The sequence below is a fragment of the Buttiauxella sp. A111 genome, assembly GCF_014189855.1.
Taxonomy (GTDB): Bacteria; Pseudomonadota; Gammaproteobacteria; order Enterobacterales; family Enterobacteriaceae; genus Buttiauxella; species Buttiauxella selenatireducens.
Window position 1 is genome coordinate 45,402 of record NZ_BJFN01000006.1, and the last position, 25,387, is coordinate 70,788.

Annotated in this window: 24 protein-coding genes; 16 read left to right on the forward strand and 8 right to left on the reverse strand. The window is 50.8% G+C overall.

Features of this window, described 5'->3' with window-relative positions; all coding sequences use genetic code 11:
- Positions 1 to 142: 142 nt before the first annotated feature.
- The gene (locus BSPA111_RS17330) at positions 143 to 1,126 is read right to left on the reverse strand and encodes a quinone oxidoreductase (RefSeq protein ID WP_183272402.1); all 984 of its coding nucleotides are present in this window, start codon (positions 1,124 to 1,126) and stop codon (positions 143 to 145) included.
- A 77-nt stretch (positions 1,127 to 1,203) separates the two neighbouring features.
- On the opposite strand from BSPA111_RS17330, the gene dnaB reads away from it, so the two are divergent.
- From dnaB to BSPA111_RS17355, 5 genes are all read left to right on the forward strand, one after another.
- Positions 1,204 to 2,610, forward strand: a complete 1,407-nt coding sequence (gene dnaB / locus BSPA111_RS17335; protein WP_183272403.1) for a replicative DNA helicase — start codon at positions 1,204 to 1,206, stop codon at positions 2,608 to 2,610.
- 160 nt (positions 2,611 to 2,770) lie between these two features.
- On the forward strand, positions 2,771 to 3,850 hold the full coding sequence (gene alr / locus BSPA111_RS17340) for an alanine racemase (RefSeq protein WP_183272404.1): 1,080 nt from the start codon (positions 2,771 to 2,773) through the stop codon (positions 3,848 to 3,850).
- Positions 3,851 to 3,909: 59 nt separating this feature from the next.
- Entirely contained in the window at positions 3,910 to 5,103 is a 1,194-nt protein-coding gene (gene tyrB, locus BSPA111_RS17345; RefSeq protein ID WP_183272405.1) for an aromatic amino acid transaminase, read from the forward strand.
- 308 nt (positions 5,104 to 5,411) lie between these two features.
- Positions 5,412 to 6,125 carry an acid phosphatase AphA gene (aphA, locus tag BSPA111_RS17350; protein WP_183272406.1) on the forward strand — a complete coding sequence of 238 codons (714 nt, stop codon included), beginning with the start codon at positions 5,412 to 5,414 and terminating at the stop codon, positions 6,123 to 6,125.
- A 150-nt stretch (positions 6,126 to 6,275) separates the two neighbouring features.
- Positions 6,276 to 6,629 (forward strand): MmcQ/YjbR family DNA-binding protein, encoded by a 354-nt coding sequence (locus BSPA111_RS17355; RefSeq protein WP_183272407.1) that lies wholly within the window; start codon positions 6,276 to 6,278, stop codon positions 6,627 to 6,629.
- 12 nt (positions 6,630 to 6,641) lie between these two features.
- Here BSPA111_RS17355 and uvrA read toward each other — a convergent pair whose 3' ends face one another.
- Entirely contained in the window at positions 6,642 to 9,467 is a 2,826-nt protein-coding gene (gene uvrA / locus BSPA111_RS17360; RefSeq protein WP_183272408.1) for an excinuclease ABC subunit UvrA, read from the reverse strand.
- A gap of 228 nt (positions 9,468 to 9,695) precedes the next feature.
- Here uvrA and ssb1 point away from each other — a divergent pair, with 228 nt between their 5' ends.
- From ssb1 to BSPA111_RS17375, 3 genes are all read left to right on the forward strand, one after another.
- On the forward strand, positions 9,696 to 10,232 hold the full coding sequence (ssb1, locus tag BSPA111_RS17365; RefSeq protein WP_183272409.1) for a single-stranded DNA-binding protein SSB1: 537 nt from the start codon (positions 9,696 to 9,698) through the stop codon (positions 10,230 to 10,232).
- Positions 10,233 to 10,413: 181 nt separating this feature from the next.
- Positions 10,414 to 11,592 (forward strand): M20 aminoacylase family protein, encoded by a 1,179-nt coding sequence (locus BSPA111_RS17370; protein ID WP_183272410.1) that lies wholly within the window; start codon positions 10,414 to 10,416, stop codon positions 11,590 to 11,592.
- A 15-nt stretch (positions 11,593 to 11,607) separates the two neighbouring features.
- Positions 11,608 to 12,384: an ABC transporter substrate-binding protein gene (locus BSPA111_RS17375; protein ID WP_183272411.1), complete on the forward strand. Its 777-nt coding sequence runs from the start codon at positions 11,608 to 11,610 to the stop codon at positions 12,382 to 12,384.
- A 71-nt stretch (positions 12,385 to 12,455) separates the two neighbouring features.
- On the opposite strand, the gene BSPA111_RS17380 is transcribed toward BSPA111_RS17375, so the two are convergent.
- Positions 12,456 to 12,737 carry a YjcB family protein gene (locus tag BSPA111_RS17380; RefSeq protein ID WP_183272412.1) on the reverse strand — a complete coding sequence of 94 codons (282 nt, stop codon included), beginning with the start codon at positions 12,735 to 12,737 and terminating at the stop codon, positions 12,456 to 12,458.
- A 237-nt stretch (positions 12,738 to 12,974) separates the two neighbouring features.
- Complete coding sequence (soxS, locus tag BSPA111_RS17385; RefSeq protein ID WP_183272413.1) at positions 12,975 to 13,298, reverse strand: superoxide response transcriptional regulator SoxS; 324 nt, start codon at positions 13,296 to 13,298, stop codon at positions 12,975 to 12,977.
- Between the two features lie 85 nt (positions 13,299 to 13,383).
- Between soxS and soxR the strand changes: the two genes are divergently transcribed.
- The 5 genes from soxR (at position 13,384) to BSPA111_RS17410 (ending at position 18,670) form a co-directional block, all read left to right on the forward strand.
- Positions 13,384 to 13,839: a redox-sensitive transcriptional activator SoxR gene (gene soxR / locus BSPA111_RS17390; RefSeq protein WP_183272414.1), complete on the forward strand. Its 456-nt coding sequence runs from the start codon at positions 13,384 to 13,386 to the stop codon at positions 13,837 to 13,839.
- Between the two features lie 337 nt (positions 13,840 to 14,176).
- Entirely contained in the window at positions 14,177 to 14,845 is a 669-nt protein-coding gene (locus BSPA111_RS17395) for a glutathione S-transferase family protein (RefSeq protein WP_183272415.1), read from the forward strand.
- Positions 14,846 to 15,063: 218 nt separating this feature from the next.
- The gene (locus BSPA111_RS17400; RefSeq protein WP_183272416.1) at positions 15,064 to 15,201 is read left to right on the forward strand and encodes a hypothetical protein; all 138 of its coding nucleotides are present in this window, start codon (positions 15,064 to 15,066) and stop codon (positions 15,199 to 15,201) included.
- 219 nt (positions 15,202 to 15,420) lie between these two features.
- Positions 15,421 to 16,770 carry a guanine/hypoxanthine transporter GhxP gene (gene ghxP / locus BSPA111_RS17405; RefSeq protein WP_183272417.1) on the forward strand — a complete coding sequence of 450 codons (1,350 nt, stop codon included), beginning with the start codon at positions 15,421 to 15,423 and terminating at the stop codon, positions 16,768 to 16,770.
- 253 nt (positions 16,771 to 17,023) lie between these two features.
- Positions 17,024 to 18,670 carry a Na+/H+ antiporter gene (locus BSPA111_RS17410; protein ID WP_183272418.1) on the forward strand — a complete coding sequence of 549 codons (1,647 nt, stop codon included), beginning with the start codon at positions 17,024 to 17,026 and terminating at the stop codon, positions 18,668 to 18,670.
- Positions 18,671 to 19,000: 330 nt separating this feature from the next.
- Here the strand turns inward: BSPA111_RS17410 and BSPA111_RS17415 are convergent, their stop codons facing one another.
- Complete coding sequence (locus BSPA111_RS17415) at positions 19,001 to 19,888, reverse strand: LysR family transcriptional regulator (protein ID WP_183272419.1); 888 nt, start codon at positions 19,886 to 19,888, stop codon at positions 19,001 to 19,003.
- A 103-nt stretch (positions 19,889 to 19,991) separates the two neighbouring features.
- Between BSPA111_RS17415 and BSPA111_RS17420 the strand changes: the two genes are divergently transcribed.
- Together BSPA111_RS17420 and BSPA111_RS17425 are read left to right on the forward strand one after the other, a co-directional pair.
- Complete coding sequence (locus BSPA111_RS17420; protein ID WP_183272420.1) at positions 19,992 to 20,414, forward strand: CidA/LrgA family protein; 423 nt, start codon at positions 19,992 to 19,994, stop codon at positions 20,412 to 20,414.
- Complete coding sequence (locus tag BSPA111_RS17425; RefSeq protein WP_183272421.1) at positions 20,411 to 21,100, forward strand: LrgB family protein; 690 nt, start codon at positions 20,411 to 20,413, stop codon at positions 21,098 to 21,100. The genes BSPA111_RS17420 and BSPA111_RS17425 overlap by 4 nt, the downstream gene beginning before the upstream one ends.
- A gap of 176 nt (positions 21,101 to 21,276) precedes the next feature.
- Here the strand turns inward: BSPA111_RS17425 and BSPA111_RS17430 are convergent, their stop codons facing one another.
- From BSPA111_RS17430 to BSPA111_RS17440, 3 genes are all read right to left on the reverse strand, one after another.
- Positions 21,277 to 21,780, reverse strand: a complete 504-nt coding sequence (locus tag BSPA111_RS17430) for a YbjP/YqhG family protein (protein WP_183272422.1) — start codon at positions 21,778 to 21,780, stop codon at positions 21,277 to 21,279.
- Positions 21,780 to 22,148 carry a hypothetical protein gene (locus BSPA111_RS17435; RefSeq protein WP_183272423.1) on the reverse strand — a complete coding sequence of 123 codons (369 nt, stop codon included), beginning with the start codon at positions 22,146 to 22,148 and terminating at the stop codon, positions 21,780 to 21,782. Before BSPA111_RS17435 ends, BSPA111_RS17430 begins: the two co-directional genes overlap by 1 nt.
- Positions 22,149 to 22,389: 241 nt before the next feature.
- Positions 22,390 to 23,685: a Gfo/Idh/MocA family protein gene (locus tag BSPA111_RS17440; protein ID WP_183272424.1), complete on the reverse strand. Its 1,296-nt coding sequence runs from the start codon at positions 23,683 to 23,685 to the stop codon at positions 22,390 to 22,392.
- Positions 23,686 to 23,771: 86 nt separating this feature from the next.
- On the opposite strand from BSPA111_RS17440, the gene BSPA111_RS17445 reads away from it, so the two are divergent.
- The gene (locus BSPA111_RS17445) at positions 23,772 to 25,328 is read left to right on the forward strand and encodes a hypothetical protein (RefSeq protein WP_183272425.1); all 1,557 of its coding nucleotides are present in this window, start codon (positions 23,772 to 23,774) and stop codon (positions 25,326 to 25,328) included.
- Positions 25,329 to 25,387 lie beyond the last annotated feature (59 nt).

Genomic DNA, 25,387 nt, shown 5'->3' on the forward strand with positions numbered 1-25,387 from the left:
AAGTTTGCAGGGTGTGGCATATCAATTATTTACCAAACCTGACATTATTACCGTGTTGCGAAAAAAGAATTCATCGTGCTGTACCCTACACACAGCGCGAACAAAAAAAAGAATGGGCTTCCCTTGGGAAGCCCAAATTCTTTTATGGAATCAGTAAGCTAGAGCCTAACGTGCTTCGGCTCTCCAGCGTTTGATGTGCCAGAGCGGCATCGCTCAGGGCAAACTTCTGGCTTTCAGCCACATCCACTTTGATAACCCCACTGGCAATTAGGGAGAACAGCTCATTGCAGGCTTCTTCCAGCTCTTCACGCGTGGTCACATAACCATTTAATGACGGACGCGTAACATATAGCGAGCCCTTCTGGTTTAAGATCCCCAGATTCACACCCGTCACAGGACCAGATGAGTTACCAAAACTCACCATCAATCCCTGGCGTTGTAGGCAATCTAATGACGCCTCCCAGGTATCTTTCCCTACCGAGTCATAAACCACCGCGACTTTTTTGCCCGCGGTCAGTTCTTTGACGCGTTCAGCAAGATTCTCTTCGCGATAGTTGATGGTCTGCCAGGCTCCCGCCTTTTTGGCGCTTTCGGCTTTTTGCGCCGACCCTACCGTACCAATCAGTTTTGCACCCAGCGCCTTGGCCCATTGGCAAGCGATAAGCCCAACACCGCCGGCGGCGGCATGGAACAAGAAAACTTCGTTGGCTTTGATATTGTAGGTTTTACGCAATAAATAATAGACCGTCAGACCTTTAAGGAATGACGCAGCGGCTTGCTCAAATGAGATGGCGTTGGGCAGTTTTGCCGCTTTATCCGCCGGCACGTTATGAACGCTGCTGTATGCCCCAAGCCCGGATTGTGCGTAGACAACACGATCGCCAACTTTAAGATGCGTGACTGCGCTGCCCACTTTACTCACCACCCCTGCGGCTTCGGTTCCGAGGCCACTTGGCAACATCGGCGGCGGATACAAACCGCTACGAATGTAGGTATCAATGTAGTTGATACCAATGGCTTTGTTTTCAACTTGCACTTCATGTTCTGCGGGGGCTGACGGGGTAAAATCGACAACTTTTAAGACTTCTGGCCCACCGTGCTGACTAAATTCAATGCGTGTTGCCATGAGAACTCCTTCTGTTTCCGCGGAGGGATAGAGTAAACTCTCGTCTCTCTTATCTGAATTTTGGTAACTCCCTCACTATGGCAGGAAATAAACCCTTCAACAAACCGAACGAACACCGCGACCGTCAGATGGAAGGGCTGAAAATGCCGCCACATTCTCTGGAAGCGGAGCAGTCGGTGTTGGGCGGTTTAATGCTGGACAACGAACGCTGGGATAACGTTTCCGAGCGCGTCGTGGCTAACGATTTTTTCAGCCGTCCACACCGCATGATCTTCACCGAAATGCAGCGTTTGCTCGAAATGAGCAAGCCAATCGACCTGATCACCCTTTCTGAATCTCTGGAATTACAGGGCAACCTGGAAAGCGTGGGTGGTTTCGCCTATCTGGCCGAATTATCTAAGAATACGCCAAGTGCTGCGAACATCAGTGCTTATGCCGACATCGTGCGTGAACGCGCCGTTGTTCGTGAAATGATTGCCGTGGCGAATGAAATTGCCGATGCCGGTTATGACCCGCAAGGGCGTACCAGTGAAGATTTACTCGACCTCGCCGAGTCACGCGTGTTCCAGATTGCTGAGAGCCGCGCGAATAAAGACGAAGGGCCAAAAAGTATCGACCAAATTCTCGAAGCCACTGTCTCGCGTATAGAAACGCTCTTCCAGACCCCTCACGATGGTGTTACGGGTGTGGATACTGGCTACCAGGATTTGAACAAGAAAACCGCCGGTCTGCAGAAATCAGACCTGATTATCGTGGCGGCGCGTCCGTCGATGGGTAAAACCACGTTTGCCATGAACTTGTGCGAAAACGCCGCGATGTTGCAGGAAAAACCGGTGCTGATTTTCAGCCTCGAGATGCCCGGCGAGCAGATTATGATGCGTATGCTGGCGTCATTGTCGCGCGTCGATCAAACCAAAATCCGTACTGGCCAACTGGATGATGAAGACTGGGCGCGTATTTCGAGCACCATGGGCATTTTGCTTGAAAAACGCAACATGTACATCGATGACTCATCCGGCCTGACGCCAACGGAAGTCCGTTCTCGCGCCCGTCGTATCTACCGCGAACATGGCGGCCTGAGCCTGATCATGATCGACTACCTGCAGTTGATGCGCGTGCCTTCATTGTCTGACAACCGTACGCTGGAAATCGCGGAGATTTCACGCTCGCTAAAAGCGCTGGCCAAAGAGCTACAGGTCCCTGTTGTGGCGCTCTCGCAGCTTAACCGCTCCCTGGAACAACGTGCCGATAAACGCCCAGTTAACTCGGATTTGCGTGAGTCCGGCTCCATCGAGCAGGATGCCGACTTAATCATGTTCATCTATCGTGACGAAGTTTATAACGATAACAGTGACGAAAAAGGCATCGCGCAGATCATCCTCGGTAAACAGCGTAACGGCCCAATCGGCACCGTGCGCCTGACGTTTAACGGTCAATTCTCGCGTTTTGATAATTATGCTGGCCCTCAATACGACGAAGACTAAATCCTCTTCATCCTTCACGCCACAGCGGCGTTGGCTGCACTCACTCACCCGAATCACTGACTTTAGTCAGCTCATCGGGATGAGTTCCCTTGCCGCCTTGCTGTGACACGAATGATTTAGAGGATTACTGAGAATAAACAACTTTTTGCAAGGAACGAACATGCAAGCGGCAACCGTAAAAATTAACCGCCGCGCTCTGCGACACAATCTCCAACGCCTGCGTGAACTGGCTCCTGCCAGCCGCATGGTCGCGGTTGTGAAAGCAAACGCATACGGGCATGGTCTGCTGGAGACAGCCCAAACATTGACTGACGCAGATGCATTTGGCGTGGCCCGACTTGAAGAAGGTGTTCGCTTGCGTGCGGGAGGGATCACTCAGCCCATTCTGCTGCTCGAAGGCTTCTTCAACGCAAGCGATCTCCCGACTATTGCCGAACAGAACTTCCAGACCGCGGTTCACTGCATCGAGCAGCTCGAAGCGCTGGAACAAGCGGAACTTAACCAGCCTATTACCGTGTGGATGAAGCTCGATACCGGCATGCACCGGTTGGGTATCTTGCCGCAGGAAGCGGAAGCGTTCTATCAACGTCTTTCACGCTGCAAAAATGTCACACAGCCAGTGAATATCGTCAGCCATTTTGCTCGTGCTGATGAGCCAGAGTCCGACGCGACAGTGCGTCAGCTCGATATTTTCAATTCATTTACCGCAGGCAAACCGGGGATGCGTTCTATTGGCGCATCTGGCGGCATCCTGCTGTGGCCCGACTCGCATATGGACTGGGTTCGCCCTGGTATTATTCTTTACGGTGTTTCTCCTCTGGAGCAAAAACCCTGGGGTGTCGACTTCGGTTTCCAGCCGGTCATGTCGCTGACCTCCAGCCTGATTGCGGTTCGTGAACACAAAGCCGGTGAAGCGGTAGGTTACGGCGGCACCTGGGTTGCTGAGCGCGATACTCGCCTGGGCGTGGTGGCGATTGGGTATGGTGATGGCTACCCGCGCGCGGCACCTTCAGGTACACCTGTGTTGGTGAATGGCCGGGAAGTGCCGATTGTTGGGCGCGTCGCGATGGACATGATTTGTGTCGATCTCGGCCCCGATGCCGGGGAGAAAGTCGGTGACAGCGTGGTGATGTGGGGCGACAAGCTTCCGGTTGAGCGCATCGCTGAAATTACAAAAGTGAGTGCTTACGAACTTATCACACGCCTGACCTCAAGGGTGGCGATGGAGTATCTGGACTAGTTGTCCTTCCCTGGTTTACATTGGTCATTCGCCACACTGTAAACCAGGAGAACCTCACCGTGTTTCAAAAAGTTGACGCCTATGCTGGCGACCCAATCCTCTCCCTTATGGAACGTTTCAAAGTCGATCCGCGCAGTGACAAGGTAAACCTCAGCATCGGTCTCTATTACAACGAAGATGGGGTAATCCCGCAGTTACAGGCTGTTGCTCAAGCTGAAGAACGTTTGAATTCTCAACCGCATGGCGCATCGCTTTATCTTCCGATGGAAGGGCTGAACAGCTACCGCAGCGCAATTGCGCCTTTGCTGTTTGGCGCGAATCATCCGGCACTGCTTGAAGGTCGTATCGCGACAATTCAAACCCTTGGCGGCTCCGGCGCGCTAAAAGTGGGCGCAGATTTCCTGAAAACCTGGTTCCCGAGTTCGCAGGTATGGGTCAGCGATCCGACCTGGGAAAACCATGTCGCAATCTTTGGTGGCGCTGGTTTTAAAGTGAATACCTACCCGTGGTTTGATAGTGAAACCAACGGTGTGCGCTTCGAAGCGTTACTGGAAACCCTGAATACACTGCCTGCGCAAAGTATCGTGTTGCTGCATCCGTGCTGCCATAACCCGACAGGCTCTGACCTGACGGATGCTCAGTGGGATGCCGTCGTCGAAATCCTGAAAGCCCGCGATCTGATTCCATTCCTCGACATTGCCTATCAGGGCTTCGGCGCGGGTATGGAAGAAGATGCCTACGCGATTCGCGCGATTGCGAGTGCGGGTCTGCCTGCATTAGTCAGCAACTCGTTCTCGAAGATTTTTTCAATGTATGGCGAACGTGTCGGCGGATTGTCGATTGTCTGTGATGATGCCGATGCAGCAGGCCGTGTATTGGGCCAACTAAAAGCCACTGTTCGCCGCAACTACTCCAGCCCGCCAAACTTCGGTGCGCAGGTTGTCGCAGCGGTTTTGAATGATGAACAGCTGAAAACCAGCTGGCTGGGCGAAGTGGAAACCATGCGTCGCCGTATTCTCGATATGCGCCAGGCGTTGGTGTCCGTATTAAAGGCCGAAATGCCAGAGCGTAATTTTGACTACCTGCTGAAACAACGCGGGATGTTCAGCTACACCGGTTTGAGTGCTGAGCAGGTTGACCGTCTGCGTGACGAGTTTGGTGTTTACCTGATTGCCAGCGGCCGTATGTGTGTCGCCGGGCTGAACAGCAATAACGTACAGCGCGTGGCGCAGGCATTTGCCGCAGTAATGTAAGTGCTTACTAACATTGAGGGGCCCTCACCCTAACCCTCTCCCTCAGGGAGAGGGAACAGTTCGGTTTTCTCCTTCTCCCTAGATGAAGGAGGTAATCCAGGCCGGTTTTTCTCCTTCTCCCTCAGGGAGAAGGTTGGGATGAGGGTGGTTTTCCACCAATTTCCCATTCTGTGATCATCGCCTTTTTCTATGACATTCCCTGAGAAACTCCTTTTAATACAAGACTGCTGCGAGTATGGTCGGGTAGGTTTTTGACCAGTCAGTCTACTTTCTAACGATAAAAACTAATGATTATTAAAGGGAAAACGATGCGTAAAATTACCCTGGCACTCAGTGCCGCGTGTTTGTTATTAGGGTTGAATCAGTCTGTTATTGCGAAGGAATCTGCACCCGCTCCACTGAATCCTGGCGTCAACGTTGCTCAACTGGCGCAGCAAGTTCCGGTTCACTGGGTTTCTGTCGCGCAAATTGAGAATAGCCTGTTGGGTCGAGCGCCTATCGCTGTGGGGTTCGATATTGACGATACGGTGCTTTTTTCAAGCCCTGGCTTCTATCGCGGGCAAAAAGAGTACTCACCGGGTAAACAGGATTACCTGAAAAATCCTGCCTTCTGGGAAAAAATGAACAACGGCTGGGATGATTTCAGCATGCCGAAAGAGGTCGCGAAGAGTCTGATTGCCATGCACCTCAAACGCGGCGACAGCATTTATTTTATTACTGGCCGTAGCCCAACGAAAACGGAAACCGTAACCCAAACGCTGAAAAACGATTTCCTGATCCCACAAGCTAACATGAATCCGGTTATTTTTGCGGGTGACCAGCCGGGACAAAACACGAAAACCCAGTGGCTGAAAGATAAGAAAATCAAAGTGTATTACGGTGATTCTGACGGTGATATTACCGCCGCTCAGGATGTCGGCGCGCGCGGTATTCGCCTGTTACGCGCTTCGAACTCAAGTTATCAGCCTTTGCCAAAAGCCGGAGCCTTTGGTGAGGAAGTTATTGTTAACTCTGAATATTAATTAAATATCACTTCTAAAAACGGCGATGTGCGAAAGCAGATCGCCGTTTTTTTCATCAAAATTCCCCTGTGGGGTTTTACCTTTTGGCGAGTAGCGAGCACACTTAGATGAGCGAAAATTACTCATCTTGTTGCCATAAGGGGAATAAAAATGACCAACTCGGAGCTATTGCAGTACTGCATGAACAAACCCGGAGCGGAACAAACTGTTCATAGCGACTGGAAGGCAACACAAATCAAAGTGGCAGATGTGATGTATGCGATGGTGCATGATGTGGAAGCTCGCCCGGCGGTGTCATTGAAAGCCAGCCCGGCACTTGCTGATTTATTACGTGAGCAACACAGCGATGTTTATCCTAGTGCGCATCTGAATAAAGCACACTGGAGCACGGTTTATTTAGATGGGTCACTACCCGATTCGCAGATTTACTATCTGGTGGATGCCTCTTATCAGCAGGCATTATCGCTGCTGCCAGATCAGACCCGGCAGCAGCTTTCTAACTGATTACTTGATTGATTATTTAAGTAATGGCTTGAGGAAGCGCGCAGTATGCGAGGCTTCGCATTCCGCGACGGTTTCTGGCGTGCCGGAAACGAGAATTTCCCCGCCGCCGCTGCCGCCTTCTGGGCCAAGGTCGACAATCCAGTCTGCGGTTTTAATCACGTCAAGATTGTGCTCGATTACCACAATGGTATTGCCCTGATCGCGCAACTGATGCAGAACTTCCAGCAATTGCTGGATATCGGCAAAGTGCAGGCCAGTGGTTGGCTCATCAAGGATATACAACGTCTGGCCGGTGCCGCGCTTAGAAAGCTCACGCGCCAGTTTCACACGCTGTGCTTCACCACCGGAAAGTGTTGTAGCCGATTGCCCAAGGCGAATATAAGACAGGCCTACGTCGATTAACGTTTGCAGCTTACGCGCCAGCGCAGGAACAGCATCAAAGAACTCGCGAGCATCTTCAATGGTCATATCCAGCACTTCGTGGATACTTTTACCTTTGTACTTAATTTCCAGCGTTTCGCGGTTGTAGCGCTTGCCTTTGCACTGGTCGCACGGCACATAAATATCCGGCAAGAAGTGCATCTCGACTTTGATAACACCGTCGCCCTGGCACGCTTCGCAGCGCCCGCCACGCACGTTAAAGCTGAAACGGCCTGGCGTATAACCACGCGCACGTGATTCAGGCACACCGGCAAACAGTTCACGCACTGGCGTGAACACACCGGTGTAGGTTGCAGGGTTTGAGCGTGGTGTACGGCCAATCGGGCTTTGGTCGATATCAATCACTTTGTCGAAATGCTCGAGGCCATGAACATCGCGGTATGGCGCAGGTTCAGCAATCGTCGCGCCGTTAAGCTGGCGCTGAGCGATGGGGAATAACGTGTCGTTAATCAGCGTTGATTTGCCAGAACCAGAAACTCCGGTGACGCAAGTGAACAAACCTACCGGCAGCGTCAGGGTTACGTCTTTCAGGTTGTTACCTTTCGCGCCCACCAGTTTCAACACTTTCTCAGGGTCGGCTGGCACACGCTGCTTCGGTACGGCGATTTCACGCTTGCCGCTGAGGAACTGCCCGGTCAGCGATTCAGGAACATCCATGATGTCCTGCATGGAGCCTTCCGCCACCACCTGGCCGCCGTGAACACCGGCACCAGGGCCGATATCAATAATATGGTCTGCGGCGCGAATAGCATCTTCGTCGTGCTCAACCACAATCACGGTGTTACCGAGGTCACGCAGGTGAATCAGGGTTTCCAGCAGGCGTTCGTTATCACGCTGATGCAGACCGATAGACGGTTCATCCAGCACGTACATCACGCCGACAAGACCCGCACCAATCTGGCTCGCCAGACGAATACGCTGCGCTTCACCACCGGAAAGGGTTTCAGCGGAACGCGAAAGTGACAGGTAGTTCAGACCGACGTTAACCAGGAACTTCAGGCGATCGCCAATCTCTTTCAGTACTTTCTCAGCGATTTGCGCACGCTGGCCGCTGAGCTTCATGTTCTGGAAGAATTCCATCGCATGGCCGATGCTCATATCTGAGATGGTCGGCAGCGGCGTATTTTCGACATACACATGACGTGCTTCACGACGCAGGCGTGTACCTTCGCAGCTTGAACATGAACGGTTGCTGATAAATTTCGCCAGCTCTTCGCGCACTGCAGAAGATTCTGTCTCTTTATAGCGGCGCTCCATATTATGCAAAACGCCTTCAAATGGATGGCGGCGCACTGACGTATCGCCACGATCATTTATATATTTAAATTCAATGCTTTCTTTACCCGAACCGTTGAGCACCACGTTTTTCACGCTGGCACTCAGTTCATTCCACGGCGTTTCGATATCGAATTTATAATGCTCGGCCAGCGAACGCATCATCGTGAAGTAATAGAAGTTACGGCGATCCCAGCCGCGAATCGCACCGCCAGCCAGTGAAAGCTCGCCGTTTTGTACCACACGCTCTGGGTCGAAATACTGCTGCACACCAAGCCCATCACAGGTTGGGCAAGCACCGGCCGGGTTGTTGAACGAAAACAGGCGCGGTTCTAGTTCGCGCATGCTGTAGCCGCAGATTGGGCAGGCGAAGTTAGCAGAGAACAGCAACTCTTCGGCTTTTTCGTCGTCCATATCGGCAACAACCGCAGAACCACCGGATAAATCCAGCGCTGTCTCAAACGACTCAGCCAGGCGCTGTGCTAAATCTTCACGCACTTTGAAACGGTCAACCACCACTTCAATGGTATGTTTTTTCTGTAATTCTAGCTTTGGCGGATCGGAGAGATCGCACACTTCTCCGTCGATCCTTGCGCGGATATAACCCTGGCTTGCAAGGTTTTCCAGCGTTTTGGTGTGCTCGCCTTTTCTATCTTTAATGATGGGAGCGAGCAGCATCAGGCGCTTGCCTTCAGGTTGCGCTAAAACGTTATCGACCATCTGGCTAACCGTTTGTGCCGCCAGTGTCACATCGTGGTCTGGGCAACGAGGCTCACCCACGCGGGCATACAGCAGGCGCAGGTAGTCGTGAATTTCAGTGATAGTACCGACTGTTGAACGCGGGTTGTGGGACGTGGATTTCTGCTCGATAGAAATGGCAGGCGACAAACCTTCAATGTGGTCGACATCCGGCTTTTCCATCAAAGAGAGGAACTGACGCGCATAGGCGGAGAGGGACTCAACGTAACGACGCTGCCCCTCGGCGTATAAGGTGTCGAAAGCCAGTGAGGATTTGCCAGAACCCGAAAGCCCAGTCACGACAATCAGCTTGTCGCGTGGGATCACGAGGTTAATATTTTTGAGATTGTGGGTGCGGGCGCCCCGAACTTCGATCTTATCCATTCACCTTTCCCGGTTTAAACGCTTTTTGCCAGGCCGCACAGGAGGCCGCCGACGATCACAAACGGCTAATTATGACACAATAAAACCTGAATGAATATCCAGTGTTTTAATGCAACAATGTATACATTGACGAGATTCTGGAATGCATTCCGCAGCTATAAAGATTAGGGGTGGCATGGTAGAATCGAGGGTTTACACTATTCATACAACGTTTCAGGAGACACGATCATGGCCAGCAGAGGCGTAAACAAGGTGATTCTCGTCGGGAATCTGGGTCAAGACCCGGAAGTACGCTACATGCCAAATGGTGGCGCAGTTGCCAACATTACTCTGGCCACGTCAGAGTCCTGGCGCGATAAGCAAACCGGCGAAACCAAAGAAAAGACTGAATGGCACCGTGTAGTGCTGTTTGGCAAACTGGCAGAAGTGGCGGGTGAATACCTGCGTAAAGGCTCCCAGGTTTATATCGAAGGTGCATTGCAGACGCGTAAATGGACTGACCAGGCTGGCGTTGAAAAATACACCACCGAAGTCGTGGTTAACGTTGGCGGTACCATGCAAATGTTGGGTGGCCGTGCAGCAGGCGGTGCTCCAGCAGGTGGCGGTAATCCAGGTCAGCAGCAAGGTGGTTGGGGCCAGCCTCAGCAACCGCAGCAGGGTGGAAACCAGTTCAGCGGCGGCGCGCAATCTCGTCCGCAGCAGAGTGCACCAGCACCCTCTAACAATGAACCACCAATGGACTTTGACGACGATATTCCATTCTGATATTTGGAATAAAACGTTATTAAAAACCTCGCTCATGCGGGGTTTTTTTATATCCAAAAACGGTGATCCTATTAGCAATCTGAATGTATTTCATTCTGCCATAAGTAATCCCACTTGCATTAAAACATTATCCAGCTAAGTTATTTTGTGCAAACACAATAAAACTCCACTGGAGAACAGCATGACGGATTTCCTTATTCCAGAAATAAAAGCATCTGAAGATGAGATGATAGCAATACGGCATTATCTACATGCGAATCCAGAATTAAGCCTGGAGGAGTTTAAAACCAGCGACTTAGTGGCTCAACAGCTTGAAACTTGGGGCTATAAAGTCACTCGTGGTATTGGCACCACAGGTGTTGTCGGGACGTTTAAAAAAGGGGACTCAACTAAATCTATCGGCCTGCGTGCTGACATGGATGCACTGCCCATCTTTGAAGAAACCAATTTACCGTGGGCCAGTACCGTTCCCGGAAAAATGCATGCCTGCGGTCATGATGGACACACCACCATTCTATTAGCCGCCGCAAAATATATTGCCTCACCAGCCTGTGAGTTCAACGGTACAGTGCACCTCATTTTCCAGCCAGCCGAAGAAGCCATTGGCGGTGCGGACTTAATGATTAAAGAGGGGCTATTTGAACGCTTCCCATGCGATCGCATTTTTGGTCTGCACAACATGCCGGGTTTACCTGTAGGTAAATTAGGATTTTATGCAGGTAATTTCATGGCCTCGGCGGATACGGTGAAAATAACCATTAAAGGTTACGGCGGCCATGGTGCTTACCCGCAACGTACCGTTGACCCTATCGTGACGGGCGCTGCATTAATTACCGCGCTGCAAACCATTGTTTCCCGCAATGTGACACCGGGTGAAACCGCCATTGTGACCGTGGGGACTTTCCAGTCCGGTATTGCATCGAACGTTATCCCGGATAGCGCAGTGATGGAATTAACCGTGCGCGCCATGAAACCAGAAATCCGTGATTTATTAATTAAAAGAATTGAAGAATTAGCCGATCTTACGACGAAAAGCTTTGGCGCAAGTTGTGATGTGGAAGTTTACGATTCTTATCCAGTGCTGATTAACGATGATGAACAAACTACCTTTGCCCGCGAGCTGGCTATCGATTTCTTCGGTAAAGATGCGGTGCTCGATAAAGTTCTCCCTTCAACGGGCAGCGAAGATTTTGCGTTTATGCTGCAAGAAAGACCGGGCAGTTATTTCTTATTAGGTAATGGAGAAAAGGGCGATAAAGGTGGTTGTATGGTGCATAACCCGGGTTATGATTTTAATGATGATATTATTTCAACCGGCGCATCATTCTTTTCCCGTTTAGTTCAGGCTTATTGTCGTTAATTCACTGGAGCTAATATGAAAAAATATCTACTGCCGTTAATTGCTCTGCTGGCGACAAGTTCGGCATTGGCAAATAATATTAAAGAGATCCGTTTTGGTGTTGACCCAACATTTGCTCCATTTGAATCGAAAGATGCCAATGGGAATGTTGTCGGTTTTGATATTGATTTAGGCAATGCTATTTGCGAGAAACTTCAGGCTAAATGTATTTGGGTTGAAAATAACTTTGATGCAATTATTCCTGCGCTACAGGCGAGAAAGTTTGATGCTATTTTATCCGGAATGTATATGACGGAAAAACGCAAAGAGCAAATTGCCTTTACGGATAAGATTTATAATGGTCCGGTATTCCTCGTTGCAAATAAAAAAACTGAGATTAAGCCAAATGTTGAGCAACTGAAGGGCAAAACGATAGGTGTGGAACAAGGTTCAGCCCAGGAAACCTTCGCCAACAAAAACTGGCGCAGTGCGGGTGTGAATGTTGTCTCTTATCAGGGCGCTGATATGGTCGTGCGGGATTTAGAATCCGGGCGTATTGATGGCGCTGTGCTTTCTGGCGTAATGGCAGAATACAGTTTCCTTAAAAAACCTCAGGGTAAGGATTTTACCTTTGTGGGGGGCGCATTGCAGGATCCTGAATTATTCGATGCGGGTGCCGCTATTGGCTTGCGTAAAGATGACACGGAATTGCGCGAAGCGATTAATGGCGCGATTAGCCAGATCCTCGCCGATGGAACCTATAAAAAGCTGGCATCAAAATACTTTAGTTTTGATATCTACTCAGGAACCTAAACGTACGCTGTCGATGCACAAAAACAAAAATGGCCTCGAAAGAGGCCATTTACATTTTCAACACAGACTCATCAGGTCATTACCATCGGCCATTCCGGCGGGGCATGACTTGAGATCTCAATCATAATGTCTTTAAACGATGCCCAGATGATCGGGAAATCGGCCAACTTCAGCCCCAGCAAACCCGTCGCAAACCACAAGGCAGATGCAATCCCCAACATACTGCTGACGATGGCAAAAAACGTGTAATCGGATTTGCGAAACTGGATATTCAACGTACTCGCTAAAAACATCAGAACTGCACTGACTAAAGGCCAGCGCATTAATAAAACGCTGGTAGTGATTGCCGCCATGAAAATTGTCCTTTATCACATAACTCATTACGCTCAACGGTTATGCGCGACACAAGGCGCAGCAATTACAGCACAGGGACCGTCTGGAAAATGAGTGGGTACAGAAAATGTAAGAAGAATCCCGTTACACAGGATGTGTGAACTATATCACATTTGTTCTTTTAATCACCACACTTGTAGCGCATTTTCTGTTCCGCTTTATCGACGTGCTAAGCGACAAAATTCTGGCAAACCGCGTCAGGCGTGATGACGATAGTCAGTTGGCGTGCGGTCAAACTCACGGCGAAACACGCGTGAGAAAGTCTGCTGAGAGACATAACCGTAATCCATCGCGATATCAAAAATCGGGCGTCGGGTGTTGCGTAACTCTTTCGCCGCCATCAACAAACGGCGCTGCCGAATATATTCACCCAGAGTTTGGCGCTTCACGGTACGGAACATCCTTTGCAGATACCATTTTGAATAACCAGATTTTTTTGCCACAACATCAATGTTCAGCGGTTGATCAATATGATCGTCAATCCATTCAGTCAAAGTTTGAATAATATCCTGATGTGCCATAAGCCTTCCCCAAGCCCGATTACAATTAGCAGGTTTTGTTGGCAGCGAGTATAATTCCTCAAGTTAACTTAAGGTAAAGACCATTTTGGAAAAGAAATCACCCCGATTTAAATCTTTGCTAAGCCCTGGTGAAGTTGCGAAGCGCAGTGGTGTGGCGGTTTCTGCGTTGCACTTTTATGAAAGCAAAGGACTCATCAAAAGCGTACGTAACAGTGGAAACCAACGGCGCTACACGCGTGATGTGCTGCGAAACGTGGCAATCATTAAAATTGCGCAGCGCATTGGCATTCCACTGGCGACGATTGGTGAAGAGTTTGGTGTGCTACCTGACGGGCATAAAATTAATAAAAACGACTGGAAAAAGATGTCGTCGCAATGGCGCGAAGAACTCGAGCGGCGCATTCATACGCTAACGGCTTTGCGCGATGAACTGGATGGCTGCATTGGTTGCGGCTGTCTGTCCGGTGCCGATTGTCCCTTACGCAATCCGGGTGACGCGTTGGGTGAGCAGGGGACGGGCGCGCGTCTTCTGGAAGAGTAAAAATGGCGGGTGGATATCGCTGCGCTAAGCCGTGTCACTCAGCAAGAATGAAAATTCATTTATTGATAGAAAAACTAAAGCGCCAAACATCGGCGCTTTAGTTTTTCCCGGTCTTTGTCTTTCGATCTATCCCGCTTTTCGCAAGGAGGGTTTCCCCCGACATCAGCGTCCCTCAATCACACATTCTCAGGAGGTTCCGGATTGCACTGACAATTTAAGTGTAGATCCCCTTCGCCAGGTTTCAAGGCTATTTGAGTATTTTTTGTACACTTCTAATACTTCACTTTTTGCCCATTTACCTATAGTTAACTCATCTTGTTAAACAGAAGGTTAACTCATGCTTATCGTCCATCATCTCAATAACTCTCGCTCACAGCGTATTTTATGGATGCTTGAGGAGCTGCAGGTGCCGTACCAGATTATTCGTTATCAACGCGAATCCACCATGCTGGCACCCGAGTCATTAAAAGCTGTGCACCCGTTGGGTAAGTCACCGGTGGTGGAAGATAACGGCAACATCCTCGCGGAGTCGGGCGCAATCATTGAATACCTGCAAGAAACCTACGATCTCGAAAGTCGCTACAAACCAATTTCCAGCGAAGAAAAGCTGCGTTATCGCTTTTGGCTGCATTACGCCGAAGGATCGTTAATGCCACTGTTAATGATGAAACTGGTGTTCGGCAGTCTGGGGAAAGAACCTGTGCCGTGGTTGCTGCGTCCGGTGGGTAATTTATTGGGGCAGGGAGTGCAAAAGGCTTATCTGAACAAACAGATTATGACTCATGCGCGTTATCTCGAAGATTCACTGCAAAAAAATCCATGGTTTGCAGGTCAGGCCTTCAGTGCGGCGGATATTCAAATGAGTTTTCCGGTCGTCGCTTTACTGTCTCGCGGCGGCATCAACGATTTACCCAATCTGCAAAATTGGTTTGATAAAGTACAACAACGACCGGCCTGGCTGCGAGCAATTCAGCAGGGGGGGCCGTTCGAAATCCCTGGCGGCTAAATACCCTTCGTCTTTCAAGTTGCCTTTTTGTTGGCTTCCTCGCTCACCCCAGTCACTTACTTGTGTAAGCTCCTGGGGATTAATGAGAGACTCCTGTCTCTCACCGGAGGCCAGCCTTTGGCTGGTCAAATTCGTTCCCGACGAATTTGTCACTACGTCGCCGCCGCAATGCAACTCGAAATCCATTGGGTATGCAAATTAACGTATCGAAAAATCCTATGAGTCAGGAAAATTCATTACCGGTATCTTGCATCATTGTTGCTAAATTGCGCATCGACGATAACGTTTGCGCACGGGGTGGCGATAATTTAGCCAGCCAACGCGTTTTTCAGCAAAAAGCGGCAAAGTTCGGTTGAAAATCCATGTAAGAAGGCCGGATAATCGTTTGCCTTAATATTTACACCCAGTTTGTATACGCGGAGTTAAACGTTTGCTTTTTTTGTGACGCCCCTTTTTGTCACAAATGCAGCACAGGGATTGATTCGTAGTATTTTAGAATTTGAACGTTTAATCAGCAGTGGATTGTCCACCACGTATACCGACGTAATCATAAAAATCTCAGGGGATTTTTCACTATGTCTAATCATTCTCCGCGTGCAACCGGCGGTCTTGATGCCTGGTTCAAAATATCTGCACGTGGCAGTACCGTTCGTCAGGAAGTTGTGGCGGGTTTAACCACTTTCCTTGCGATGGTGTACTCCGTGATCGTCGTTCCGGGCATGCTCGGTAAAGCAGGTTTCCCTCCTGCGGCGGTCTTTGTGGCAACTTGCCTGGTCGCCGGTGTTGGCTCACTTGTCATGGGCCTTTGGGCAAACCTGCCGCTGGCAATTGGTTGTGCCATTTCACTGACGGCTTTTACCGCATTCAGTCTGGTATTGGGCCAACACATCAGCGTGCCTGTTGCGCTGGGCGCAGTATTCCTGATGGGTGTGCTGTTCACCATCATCTCCGCGACCGGCATTCGTAGCTGGATTTTGCGTAACTTACCGATGGGTGTTGCGCATGGTACTGGCATCGGTATCGGCCTGTTCCTGCTGCTGATCGCTGCAAACGGTGTCGGCCTGGTTATCAAAAACCCACTGGATGGTCTGCCTGTCGCACTCGGCCATTTCGCCAGCTTCCCTGTCATCATGTCTTTGATTGGCCTGGCGGTGATTATTGGTCTGGAAAAACTGAAAGTCCCTGGCGGCATTTTGCTGACCATTATCGGTATTTCTATTTTCGGTCTGATCTTCGACCCATCTGTACATTTCTCTGGCATCTTCGCAATGCCATCGCTGAAAGATGAAGCGGGTAACTCGCTGATTGGTAGCCTGGATATTATGGGCGCACTGAATCCGGTGGTGTTGCCAAGCGTTCTGGCGTTGGTGATGACGGCGGTATTCGATGCAACTGGCACCATCCGTGCTGTTGCAGGCCAGGCAAATCTGCTGGATAAAGACGGTCAAATCATTGATGGCGGCAAAGCGCTGACCACCGACTCCTTGAGCTCCGTGTTCTCAGGCCTGGTGGGTGCAGCTCCAGCAGCGGTATATATCGAGTCTGCGGCAGGTACTGCGGCGGGTGGTAAAACCGGCCTGACAGCCATCACCGTTGGTGTGCTGTTCCTGCTGATTCTGTTCCTTTCTCCGCTTTCTTACCTTGTTCCTGCATACGCAACCGCTCCGGCGCTGATGTACGTGGGTCTGCTGATGCTGAGCAACGTTGCCAAAATCGACTTCGCAGATTTCGTTGATGCAATGGCTGGCCTGATTACCGCGGTATTCATCGTGCTGACCTGTAACATCGTTACCGGCATCATGATTGGTTTTGCCTCACTGGTGATTGGACGCATCGTATCGGGTGAATGGCGCAAGCTGAATATCGGTACCGTAGTCATCGCTATCGCATTAGTCGCGTTCTATGCGGGCGGCTGGGCCATTTAATCTTCATACTTCACGTTGCAGCTGCGTTGGCTGCACTCACTCACCCCAGTCACTTACTTGTGTAAGCTCCTGGGGATGAGTTCCTTTGCCGCCTTGCTGCAACGCGAATTATTTTGATTAAAAGATTTTTAGAACACTCCGTCTAAAACCACTTCAAGTCTTTTCCTGTTTCCTTCCGGTGTATAAAGTTGTTTTATGATAAGAACAACATCCTGCAAAAAGGGTTTCACAAAACACCGCGACTAAGGAAAGCATGGAAATCTTCTTTACTATTCTCATCATGACCCTTGTGGTTTCTTTGTCTGGGGTTGCGACACGTATGCTGCCATTCCAGATCCCGCTCCCGTTAATGCAGATAGCGATAGGTGCGGTGCTCGCCTGGCCGCACTTCGGTTTGCATGTCGATTTCAACCCGGAACTGTTTCTGGTGCTGTTTATTCCACCGTTGCTGTTTGCCGATGGCTGGAAAACCCCGACAAACGAATTTCTCCATCATGGGCGCGAAATCATCGGCCTTGCGCTGGTTCTGGTGCTGGTCACCGTCGTCGGTATTGGCTTCCTGATTTATGCTGTGGTGCCGGGGATCCCGTTAATTCCTGCATTTGCGCTGGCGGCGGTGCTCTCGCCGACAGATGCCGTGGCGCTTTCGGGCATCGTCGGAGAAGGGCGTATTCCGAAGAAAATCATGGGGATCTTGCAGGGCGAAGCGCTAATGAACGACGCTTCCGGCCTGGTTTCGTTGAAAATGGCCGTGGCGGTTGCCGTGGGTACGATGGTGTTTAGCGTCGGCGGGGCAACATTTGAGTTCTTCAAAGTGGCAATTGGCGGCCTGCTGGCGGGGATAGCCGTGAGCTGGCTCTACGGCAAATCGTTACGTCTGATGAGCCGCTGGAGCGGTGACGAACCCGCCACGCAAATCCTGTTGCTGTTACTGCTGCCATTCGCGTCTTACCTGATTGCGGAACACATCGGCGTTTCCGGCATTCTGGCGGCGGTTGCCGCCGGGATGACCATCACCCGTTCTGGCGTGTTGCGCAGTGCGCCGCTGGCAATGCGCCTGCGTGCAAACAGCGTCTGGGCAATGCTCGAGTTTGTGTTTAACGGCATGGTGTTCTTGCTGTTAGGCCTGCAATTACCCGGCATCATGAAGACGTCTATTGCGGCGGCAAACGCGGATCCGAACGTAGAATTGTGGATGCTGTTTGTCGATGTCGGGCTTATCTATTTCGCCCTGATTGGCGTGCGTTTCTTGTGGCTGTGGTCGATGAAACGCATCAGTTTACGCTTTATGAAAAAACGTCCGCTGGAGTTCGGCTCTTACACTATGCGCGAGTTGGGCATTGCCTCGTTTGCTGGTGTGCGCGGGGCTATTACCCTTGCCGGTGTGTTATCCATTCCGCTGCTGTTAGGTGACGGAACGCCATTCCCGGCGCGTTATGAGCTTATCTTCCTCGCGGCAGGCGTGATTCTTTTCTCACTGTTTACCGGGGTTATCATGTTGCCGATTTTGCTGCGCAATGTGGAAGTTCCTGATAAGTCGGTGGCACGCCAGGAAGAGCGAGTTGCCCGTGCGGCAACGGCAGAAGTCGCGATTACCGCGATTGAGAAAATGGAAGAACGCCTGCAATCTGACGTTAATGAGAACCTCGATGATCAGTTGCTCAAAGAGGTAAGTTCACGCGTGATAGGGAACTTGCGCCGTCGGGCTGATGGGCGAAATGACATGGAAAGCAGTGAACTGGAAGAGAACCTTGAGCGCCGTTTCCGTCTTGCCGCATTACGTGCCGAGCGTGCAGAGCTTTACCATTTACGCGCGACGCAGAAAATCAGCAATGACACCTTGATGAAGCTGCTGCACGATCTCGATTTGCTCGAAGCGCTGCTAATCGAACAGCAGTAACTGGCAAAACAACCCTCATCCTAACCTTCTCCCTGAGGGAGAAGGGACTGCTCGGCGAAATAGTTGGGGACGGTTTTCTCCCTCTCCTCAGGGAGAAGGGACTGCCTGGCGAAATAATTGAGGGCGGTTTTCTCCCGCTCCTGAGGGAGAAGGGATAGCTCGGCGGAATAGTTGGGAGCGGTTTCTCCCTCTCCTGAGGGAGAAGGGACTGCTCGGCGTAATAATTGGGGGCGGTTTTCTCCCTCTCCTGAGGGAGAAGGGACTGCCTGGCGAAATGATTGAGGGCGGTTTTCTCCCTCTCCAGGGGGAGAGGGTTGGGGTGAGGGCATCCTACGGATGCTCCGGCCAAAACTCCTTACAGCATGAAATCCACGCCTGAGCGCTATGCGAAATATAAACCCCTTCGCGCCAAATCATCGCCAGTTGCCACGTCAAATCGCTGTTTAGCGGCAGCCACATCAGCGTGTTTTTATCAAGCCGCTGGCAAATAGTCTCTGGCAAAATCGCAATCCCAACGCCCGCCTGCACCATGGCGGCGAGGAAATCCCACTGCCCGCTGCGCACCGCAATACGCGGTGTAAATCCATGCTCCTGAAACAGCTGAATTAACTGGCGGCTTAATGCGAAATCTTCGTTGTAGATGAGTAACGGATGAGCGGCCAGTTCGCCAGGTTCGATACTTTCGCGTGTCGTCCACGGGCCTGAACGCGGCACCAAGACGCAGAGCGGATTCTGGACCAAGGGCAACGTGGAGAACGTATGCTCGTCTTCTACCGGAAGGGCGGTCATAGCTAAATCCAGCTCGCCATTAAGCACCGCCTGTTGCACCGTCAAACCGCCAAATTCAGAAATCTTCAGCTCTACGCCCGGGTAACGCTGGCGATACAGGCTAATGGGCCCCGCCATTAACATGCCGACCATAGGGGGAATGCCGAGGCGTAGCACGCCTTTGTTGAGATGGTTAATGTCACCCAATTCGGCTTCCAACTGGCGAAATTCCGCCAAAATAGCCAAGCCGTGTTGGTAAACCACCTCACCGGTATCCGTCAGTAAGAGTTTTCGCCCATCACGAATCAGCAGCGTGCAGCCGAGTTCATCTTCGAGATTGCGCAGCATTTTGCTGATGGTCGGCTGAGTGACGAACATCTTCTGGGCAGCGCGGGTAAAACTTTGCTGGCGAACCACCTCAACAAAATAACGCAGTGTCCTGATGTCCATAACTATTCCCGTTGACTATACCTCTGATGATTTTAATTCATTTCTTTCAATGACGTTGGCTAACTATAATCGCCTCCTCATATTTTTTTGGAGTGCCACTCTCATGTATGTGGCGATACGTGGATTTACGCCGGTTATTTTTCGCCGTATGCAAGTGCCAGTACAAGTTGCTCTATACGCGGGATTGTTTGTTTTTGCTCAGCAGTTAGTGGAATGGTGGCATTTGCCGTTGCCTGCAAACCTGGTCGGGATGTTGCTGCTGTTGGCGCTGATCCTTTGTCGTGTGGTGCCGCTGAAATGGGTGCGTGCAGGCTCTCGCTGGTTACTGGCTGAAATGTTGCTGTTCTTTGTGCCTGCGGTGGTCGCGGTGGTGAATTACGCAGAACTGCTGATGGTCGATGGCTGGCGCATTTTCCTGGTCATTGCTATCAGTACGACGCTGGTGCTCGGTGCAACCGCACTGGTGGTGGATAAGGTCTACCGTTTTGAACTGGCGCGAGAAGCGCGCAGGCAGGCTAAGCTGTGAATAATTTCCAGTTGAGTATTCTGTGCCTGGTGATCACTCTCGGGCTCTATTTTGCCAATAAAAAACTCTATCGCCGATTTCGCAAACTGCCGTTAATGCCGCTGGTTTTGACCCCATTACTGCTGGTGGCAATGCTCATTTTTGGCCATATCTCCTATCAAAGTTACATGGGTGAGGCGCACTGGCTATTGTGGCTACTTGGCCCGGCGACAATTGCATTTGCCGTACCGGTTTATGACAACCTCAAGGTGATAAAACGTCACTGGATGTCACTCACCGCAGGCGTTATCACCGCAACGGTTGTGGCGGTGACCAGTTCGGTCTGGCTGGCGCGGTTATTTACTTTGTCGGATGAAATCCAGCGCAGCCTTGCGGTGCGCTCGATTACCACACCTTTTGCACTGGCGGCGGCAAAACCTCTCGGCGGGCAACCTGAACTTGTGGCGCTGTTTGTGGTAGTGACCGGCGTATTTGGAATGGCTGTCGGTGATGTGTTGTTTTTGCGTCTTGCGATTCGTGAAGGGATGGCAAAAGGGGCTGGTTTCGGTGCCGCTTCTCACGGTGCGGGTACTGCGCGTTCTTACGAGCTGGGTCCGCAGGAAGGCGTAGTTGCCAGTTTGGTGATGATGTTTTCCGGCGTCGTTTTGGTGGTGCTGGCACCCGTTGTGAGTTGGTTGATGTTCTAATATACCCTTCGTCTTTCAAGCTGTATGTGCGTTGGCTGCGGTCACTCGCCCGAATCACTTACTTAAGTAAGCTCATCGGGACTCCTTCTCTTGCCGCCTGCCTACAACTCGAAATCCATTGGGTATGAGCTGTGAATATTGTGTCGGGCAGTGAAGCACTGCCCGACATTTCATCGCTAGTTTTTGGAGAGCGTGGCTGCGTGGGCTTTGGCCGCACTAATCGCTTTATCATCAAATATGTTTTGCTCAAACCCGTTCGAAACATCCACCACCCGGTAGATTTTCCAATTCCTGTCTTCCTGGCGCAGATAGTCACGAAGCTTAAGTTTTTTGCCCTCCTGAATACCCAGCCAGACATCCAGCACTTTACCCCCTGCATCGTCTCTGGCGGTTCCGACTTCAAGAGCGGGTATCCATTCGGCAGCATAATCTTGGCAGTAAGTGAAATAGTCCGCCTCTACAATCTCTTGCTCTTCGATATCCTGAATGGCTTTAAGCCTTGTCAGCGTTTCTTTCGCGACGTACTGCTGCATTTTGGAGGAGGTCAGTGGGTTCTCGTGACTATCTGAGACAAAATCTGCCAAGTAAAAATGATAAAAATCACTGACGGTTGCTTCAGGCGTCTGTGCGTGAGTGGTGCAACCCATTAGCAGGAGTGATACCAGCAATAATGCGCGCATTAATTTTTCCTGTAGATAACATACGATGGATGAGAACTGCGATAGCCAGGCCCTGCCCACATATCACGCTGGCGAAAATCAGAGTACCAGGTGGTGCCATCAAAAATCGCCATATGCCCGTTCCGGTTTCCGCCTGGATAGGGCTGAATGACGACAACATCTCCAGCGAGTAAATTTTCTCCTTTGCCTATAGCTCTAAAACCTGCGTTCTCCAACAATACTCCATAGTCTTTAGCTGAATTGGTGTGGCCAATTTCGACCCCGCCTGCATTGATCGCTTCTCTGGTGTATTCAGCACAACGACCATGAGAGCTGGCGTTTGCGTGCCCTCTGGCGTGTTCTACAGCCGCATTTCTGTTCCATCCCATCGTGATTTCCTTTTTTGATATTGTGAAAACCACAAATAAACCACTGATTTAAAATGGTTTTATTGCATAAGGTGCCATAGATAAAAAGTATAGAAACTGTTGATGCATGGGTAATGTGGATGAACGTAAGAGAGGCTTTTAACTAGTTGATATTTAGAGATATTATTCTTGATGATTATAACTTTAATCGTGAATGTTGCGTCGGGCAGTGAAGCACTGCCCGACATCACCCAGTAAGTGCTTACTTACTTTTTAGCCGTGAAACCAACTCAAACTCTTTAAAGCAAACCGGGCGCTGTTGTTGCATCGAAATATTCCCGGCAATACCGGTCAGGATCGACATCGCCCCGTCATGGTGATCGGCGGCACGTTTGAGTGGGTCGTGACCCGGTTCGCCAAATAAGTCGGCCAGCATCGCGTTATCGCCACCGCCGTGCCCACCCGCGCCAATACTGAAATCGGCTTTGTAAGGTGCTGAAAACATCGGGAACACAGTGATGTCACAGCTTTCCAGACTGCCTTCATTTTCACGTTCGCCGCCAGCATTGACATAAGACATCTCCACCAGTTTCATCTCAAGCCGTCCGCGACTACCGTTGAACACCACGTTCAACCCTTCCCACGGCAAATATGCGTTCAGTGAATAGGTCATCTGCACCTGGTTTTGGTATTTAACCATCACCGACAGGGTGTCTTCGATGTTAATCCCGTCGCTGAATACGCTCTGGTCGCGGAAATAATTGTCTTCATGTTCCGCTTCCAGATATAGCGCCTTGAGCTGCGCATTGTCCTCCATGTGTAGCGCAAACGGGTCATCTTTGGCCGCAGCAAAACCATGGGCTCGTGGATAAAACTGCGAAACACCGCGCTTTTCTGCATTCTCTTTACCGTAAAAACGCAGGCCGCCTTCCGCATACACCCGTTCCGGATAACTGCCCAGCCAGAAGTTCATCAGGTCAAAGTGATGGGTGGATTTATGCACCAGCAGGCCGCCGCTGTTACGTTTTTCGCGGTGCCAGCGACGGAAATAATCCGCACCATGTTCGGTATTGAGTAACCATTCGAAATGCACCGAGAACACTTCACCAATGGTTTCATCCATCAGCAGTTCACGGATTTTGCTGTGGTGCGGCGCATAACGATAATTAAATGCGACGCGCACTTCCCGGCCAGTCTGTTCGATGGCATCCAGAATGCGCAGGGCGCGCTGCTCATCAATGGTCATCGGTTTTTCGGTAATCACATCGCACCCTGCGTGTAGCGCTCGCACGATGTAATCGTCATGCGTACGGTCCATGGTGGTGACAATGACAATATCCGGGCGCGTTTCGCGGATCATGGTTTCGAAATCCGCAGCTTTCCAGGTGGACGCCTGTGCCGCACCGGTGTTGGTCAGCAGCTTATTGGCGTAATTCATGCGCGTCTGATTGGTGTCGCAAAACGCGACTAACTGCGCATTGTCTTTCCATTTTCCGCCGATCGCCTCGATATATAAGCCCGCTCGGCCACCGGTTCCCACCAACGCATATTTTTTCATAATATCCTCATATTCAATAAGGGGTAGATGACGCTGACGTTTATCCACCCTACAATTCCAACCTGGCTTTATTTCCGGTAATGCGTATGAAACTGGTTCCGCATCAATTAATGGAGTTAAACAGCCCGTTTATTTGGCACTGGCCGTGGTTTGTTTCTTGTGTCAATGCCGCCAGAATTCATGGTTTTACCGGCATTATTCTTCATCAGCAGGAGTTGCTTTCGCTGCTGGCAACACCGTCACCGTTGAGTTACCGCCACGACGTTGAAAATCTTATTCACCAGCAAAAAAACGCCCTGCAATATTTAAAAAAGGTCAGTGCTTATTTGCAGGAAAATAACCTCAGCTTTTGGCTACAAGGCGAAGCCGCGCCGACCGATGACATCATCAGACGTAAATTTCCTGAGTTTTCTTTTGATGAGCGCAGTACGCCTGATTTCTGGAAACAGTTTTATTCGTCGATATTGACCCGGTTATTACCGTTATTACCGCACCTCAGCGGTTTGATATTGAGCCTGACCACCCCGCAGTTTCAGACTGACGGCTGGCAGCAAAGCCTGCATCACGTCTGGAGCCTGTTACGGGCTCAGGGTAAAAAACTCATTCTGCGCGATTTCATTGATACCAGTTGGCCGCGCCAACAACTTTCTCGCGTGTTATCCGGCCTGCCGGATGATGTACGCGCTTCGATAAAAGCCACGGAACTGGATTACCATCCCGGTTTTGCTAACCACCCGCATATTGTGGCGCTCAGCGGGCGTAAAAAATGGATCGAATACGATCTCTGGGGCACCGGCTACGGCTGGACGATCCTGCCCTGCTATCTGGGCGATGAAATCCAGGGGCGTTTAAGCTGGGCGACCAGCCTCGCTGACCACAACATCGAAACCATCACATCACGCGTTGCCTGGCAGTGGCTGCCTGACGGTCTGACGATGGAATCTGCCAATGCCATCAATCTTTTCGGCTTAAGTGCCGCGAATAACACCGCGCCTTCTTCTGTCATCGACCGCTGGATTGAGCAGCAAAAACTGGGTTTCCACAGCAAGCTGGACCGCCAGCGTTTTAGCGATTTGTACACCTCAAGTTACGACTGGCTATGCAAAACACCGAATCTTCTCGGGCGGCGCATGCACTACCAAAGCCAAATCCCGGAAAGCTATGCTCAGGCGCAGCAACTGCTGCATACCGACATTCGTAGCGCCAACTGGGTACAGGCTTTTCAGCCGCTGTTTCCAACCGACGATCCCAAACTCGGTGCCGATCAACGCCAGTTGATTGGACTTGAAAAAGAGAGCGCCCAGTTTCTTGCAACCTCTGCGGTACAACAACTCCGCGAACTACGCATCACCTGCCCCAACGACACGCTGGAACGCCTTGAAGCCGCCTGGCGTAACGCCGAAATGTACGGCCAGCTGTTCTCACGCGTTGCTTTCGCCGTCAGCGACATGCAAATGAGCGAACATTATGGTGATGCCGCCCAGGTGTTGAAGATGTCCACCGGGCACCGGGAAACACTGCTGCGTTTTGCAGATACGCTGGAACGTTGGGCTGATTCGCCGCCAGCAGGTAGCCCGCACTATGTTTCATTACTGCTCAATGCTGAACGGTTACGTGAGTTCGCCGCGAGCCTGCTGAGATAATCATATGAAGGTGGAATGGGATTGTCGTGCGGCAATCGGCGCGCAAAACCGCGCTACGA

Coding starts and splice junctions, on each gene's coding strand:
- BSPA111_RS17375 (WP_183272411.1), top strand. CDS start 11,608: ATGAAAAAATATCTACTGCCGTTAATTGCTCTGCTGGCGACAAGTTCG.
- alr (WP_183272404.1), top strand. CDS start 2,771: ATGCAAGCGGCAACCGTAAAAATTAACCGCCGCGCTCTGCGACACAAT.
- BSPA111_RS17430 (WP_183272422.1), bottom strand. CDS start 21,780: ATGCGCGCATTATTGCTGGTATCACTCCTGCTAATGGGTTGCACCACT.
- ghxP (WP_183272417.1), top strand. CDS start 15,421: ATGTCTAATCATTCTCCGCGTGCAACCGGCGGTCTTGATGCCTGGTTC.
- BSPA111_RS17410 (WP_183272418.1), top strand. CDS start 17,024: ATGGAAATCTTCTTTACTATTCTCATCATGACCCTTGTGGTTTCTTTG.
- BSPA111_RS17445 (WP_183272425.1), top strand. CDS start 23,772: ATGAAACTGGTTCCGCATCAATTAATGGAGTTAAACAGCCCGTTTATT.
- BSPA111_RS17380 (WP_183272412.1), bottom strand. CDS start 12,737: ATGGCGGCAATCACTACCAGCGTTTTATTAATGCGCTGGCCTTTAGTC.
- BSPA111_RS17395 (WP_183272415.1), top strand. CDS start 14,177: ATGCTTATCGTCCATCATCTCAATAACTCTCGCTCACAGCGTATTTTA.
- BSPA111_RS17420 (WP_183272420.1), top strand. CDS start 19,992: ATGTATGTGGCGATACGTGGATTTACGCCGGTTATTTTTCGCCGTATG.
- BSPA111_RS17330 (WP_183272402.1), bottom strand. CDS start 1,126: ATGGCAACACGCATTGAATTTAGTCAGCACGGTGGGCCAGAAGTCTTA.
- aphA (WP_183272406.1), top strand. CDS start 5,412: ATGCGTAAAATTACCCTGGCACTCAGTGCCGCGTGTTTGTTATTAGGG.
- BSPA111_RS17435 (WP_183272423.1), bottom strand. CDS start 22,148: ATGGGATGGAACAGAAATGCGGCTGTAGAACACGCCAGAGGGCACGCA.
- soxS (WP_183272413.1), bottom strand. CDS start 13,298: ATGGCACATCAGGATATTATTCAAACTTTGACTGAATGGATTGACGAT.
- dnaB (WP_183272403.1), top strand. CDS start 1,204: ATGGCAGGAAATAAACCCTTCAACAAACCGAACGAACACCGCGACCGT.
- BSPA111_RS17440 (WP_183272424.1), bottom strand. CDS start 23,685: ATGAAAAAATATGCGTTGGTGGGAACCGGTGGCCGAGCGGGCTTATAT.
- BSPA111_RS17415 (WP_183272419.1), bottom strand. CDS start 19,888: ATGGACATCAGGACACTGCGTTATTTTGTTGAGGTGGTTCGCCAGCAA.
- ssb1 (WP_183272409.1), top strand. CDS start 9,696: ATGGCCAGCAGAGGCGTAAACAAGGTGATTCTCGTCGGGAATCTGGGT.
- BSPA111_RS17370 (WP_183272410.1), top strand. CDS start 10,414: ATGACGGATTTCCTTATTCCAGAAATAAAAGCATCTGAAGATGAGATG.
- uvrA (WP_183272408.1), bottom strand. CDS start 9,467: ATGGATAAGATCGAAGTTCGGGGCGCCCGCACCCACAATCTCAAAAAT.
- BSPA111_RS17400 (WP_183272416.1), top strand. CDS start 15,064: ATGAGTCAGGAAAATTCATTACCGGTATCTTGCATCATTGTTGCTAAA.
- BSPA111_RS17355 (WP_183272407.1), top strand. CDS start 6,276: ATGACCAACTCGGAGCTATTGCAGTACTGCATGAACAAACCCGGAGCG.